This window comes from Limimaricola litoreus (genome assembly GCF_024159025.1).
In the GTDB taxonomy this organism is placed as follows: Bacteria; Pseudomonadota; Alphaproteobacteria; order Rhodobacterales; family Rhodobacteraceae; genus Limimaricola; species Limimaricola litoreus.
On the sequence record NZ_JAMYXC010000230.1, the window covers coordinates 1 to 2,708 of the forward strand.

Below are 2,708 nucleotides of genomic sequence, written 5' to 3' on the forward strand. Positions count from 1 at the left end.
AGGGCTTCGCCGCCGAGCTGATCGACCGCTTCGGGACGTTGCCAAAGGAGGTCAACACGCTGATGCTGGTGGTGCGCCATCAGCAAGAGCGCCTCGGTCTCGTGCTCGACCGGGAAAAGGCCGCGCTGCACCGCATCGATCAGGAGCTCGCCGACCAGGCGGCCCGCGAGCTGGGCGCGGGCGGCATCGCCCGCGCCGGGCCGCAGCGCGGCCTGGTCGAGGATCATCACCAGCGCCCCTTGCGGGGCTTCCATCGCCAGCTCTTCCTCGATCACGTCACCAAGCGCCAGCGCCGGCAGAAGCTCGGTCTGCTCGGGCAGGATCTGCGCCCCCGCCCCGTGGCCACCGCGCGCAAGGCCGATCCGCCGCATCGGCGCCAGCGCGTCGAGAATGGCCCCGAGGCGGGCGCCGCCGTCACTGTCTTCGGCGCATGCGATATCGCCGCGCCAAATGGCTTCGAGAAGGTCACTGCTCTGCATCGATCCGCCCTGTTTTCCGGGTCTGTTCTGCCTGTCCCGCCCCACGCCGCTTTGCGGTTCGTGTCTTGGGTCTTCCACCCCGCCGCGGGCCTGTCCGCGGTGCCTGATCGGGGTTGTTTCAGATTGTCGGCCAAATGAGGCCGAAATGGGGCAGAAACATCTCCCTTGCCCCGCGGGGGCCATGAACGTGTCCGATCTGCATCAGCCCCGGCCGGGCGTGCCGCCCCTCTCAGCGCGGCGCGGCGGCCGCCTCGTGCCCCGGTTCGGGATACTCCAGCAACAGGCCGATCCGCCTGTTTTGCGGCGCTTCGGGGCGGTCGGGGTAGAGCGGCTGCGTATCGGCCAGACCGCTCACCCGGCTGATCCGCTCGGGCGCGAGCCCGGCCTCGATCAGCGCGCGCCGCGCGGCATTGGCGCGGTCCGAGGACAGCTCCCAGTTGCCATAGCCGTTCTGCCGTGCAAACGGCAGCGAATCCGTGTGTCCCGAAATCGCGAGCTCATGCGTCATGTCGCGCACCGTCTCGCCGACGATCTCGATCAGGGCGCGGGTCTGCGGCACGATGCTCGCGCTGCCGGTGGCGAACATCGGGCGCTCCTCCTCGTCGAGGATCTGCATGAGCAGCCCCTCGGGCGTGCGGTCGAGGCGCAGGTTGTCGCCGATGTCGGCCAGCGAAGGCTGGGCCGCGATGCGCGCGGCGATCTCCTCCTCGATGGCGTCGAGCTGGGCCTCGCGCCGGTCCTGCGCCGCGCGGGTCTGCGCCGCCGCCTCGGCCATGCGCCGCGTCTGCAGCTCTTCCTCGGTGGGCGGCGCGGCCTCGGCGGGCAGGTATTCGACCACCACCTGTGGCTCGGCATCGCGCAGCCGGCTGTCGAAGACCTGCAACGGATCATTCGCGCCGAAATCGGGCAGATCGGGCGCCTCGACCGGTGGCGCGCCCTCCGAGGCCTGCATCTCCCCGGCCAGTTCGATGACCTGCCCGCGCAGCACCCCGTCCGAACCGCTCGCCCCCACCGCGCTGATCGAGGGCGTGAAATACTCGGCCAGGCCTTCGAGCGTCTCCTCCTCGCTCGCCGCGAGAATCCACAACAGCAGGAAGAAGGCCATCATCGCGGTCATGAAGTCGGCATAGGCCACCTTCCAGCCGCCGCCATGATGGTCGTCATGGCCGTCGTCCTCGATTTTCTTGATGATGATCGTCTGACCGCCGGCCATGGCCCGTCCTCCTGCGCGCGCCGTGCCGCGCGCCTGTCCTGCCCGCGGGCCGTGCGGCGCCGCGGGGCTTCTTGCGATGTCGATGCGATGCGTCCGGCGGGCGGCCCTAGCCGACGGTCTCGTCGTCGCGCCGCGCGGTTTCGCGGCTGTAGCGGCCAAAGCCCACCTTGCGCGCGTAGCTGGCCTTGCGCCGCGAATAGCTCGGCGCCACCAGCGGCATGTCTTCGGGCAGGCCGAAGGCGGCGCGATACTCGGCCTCCGTCATGCCGTGCTCTGCGCCCAGGTGCCGCTTGAGCATCTTGAAGCCCTTGCCGCAGCACAGACAGAAGACCTTGTCCTCGGTCACGGCGCGCGACAGCGGTATGGCCGGTGTCATGCTGCCCTCGGGCGCCGCCTCGGTCGATGCGGCGGGCGCGTCCTGCGCCTCGATCCCCAACTCGCGGCGCAGCTTGGCCACGAGCGCCACGATATCGTCGCTGTCGACATCCGGGCGCGCGGCGTAGGAGGCCACGATGGTGCTGAGCAGTTCGGTCTTCGAATCCGGTTTCGTCATGTCCGCCCTTTCATCCAGGGTGCATGCCCCTTTGCGGCGGCCGGGCGAAGGAAAGCGTCGCTGCGGCGGCCTCGGCGGGCATCTGCAAGTCGAATTCTTCGACAGTAATCATGTAATCCTTGCAGGTATTGTTGCGATTTTCAAGAACTCCCTGCCAAGGGGCCGTCATGCGCGGGAAGCCGCCCGGGCCTGCATGTAGTTGGGCGCGGCCATCGGGTATTCCGGCGGCAGGCCCCAGCGGGCGCGGTATTGCTCGGGCGTGAGCTTCAGCCTTTCGCGCAGGTGGCGGCGCAGCAGCACCAGCCGGGCCCCGGTTTCGAGGCAGATGATGTAATCGGGCGTCACGCTGGTTTCGATCGGCACGGCGGGGCGGCGTCGCTCCGGCTCGCCCGCGGCTTGCGCGTTCACCGCGCCGTCTCCGCACCGGCGAGGGCCGAGAGCCCGGTGCGCGCCGGGATCAGCG

Annotated in this window: 3 protein-coding genes and 1 pseudogene; 1 reads left to right on the top strand and 3 read right to left on the bottom strand. The window is 69.7% G+C overall.

All coding sequences use genetic code 11. From position 1 onward, the window contains the following. A pseudogene (locus tag NHG85_RS19875) lies at nucleotides 1–77 on the top strand (TRCF domain-containing protein); the annotation flags it as partial. Between the two features lie 631 nt (nucleotides 78–708). Here NHG85_RS19875 and NHG85_RS14965 read toward each other — a convergent pair. The 3 genes from NHG85_RS14965 to NHG85_RS14975 form a co-directional block, all read right to left on the bottom strand. Next, the gene (locus tag NHG85_RS14965) at nucleotides 709–1,692 is read right to left on the bottom strand and encodes a flagellar motor protein MotB (RefSeq protein WP_253333770.1); all 984 of its coding nucleotides are present in this window, start codon (nucleotides 1,690–1,692) and stop codon (nucleotides 709–711) included. Nucleotides 1,693–1,798: 106 nt separating this feature from the next. Beyond that, nucleotides 1,799–2,245: a Ros/MucR family transcriptional regulator gene (locus NHG85_RS14970; RefSeq protein WP_253333772.1), complete on the bottom strand. Its 447-nt coding sequence runs from the start codon at nucleotides 2,243–2,245 to the stop codon at nucleotides 1,799–1,801. 165 nt (nucleotides 2,246–2,410) lie between these two features. Next, on the bottom strand, nucleotides 2,411–2,708 hold a 298-nt coding region (locus tag NHG85_RS14975; RefSeq protein ID WP_253333773.1), incomplete at its 5' end, for a MucR family transcriptional regulator.

Bases quoted from the DNA above. Each gene is read 5' to 3' on its own strand.
- NHG85_RS14970 (WP_253333772.1), bottom strand. From the start codon at position 2,245: ATGACGAAACCGGATTCGAAGACCGAACTGCTCAGCACCATCGTGGCC.
- NHG85_RS14965 (WP_253333770.1), bottom strand. From the start codon at position 1,692: ATGGCCGGCGGTCAGACGATCATCATCAAGAAAATCGAGGACGACGGC.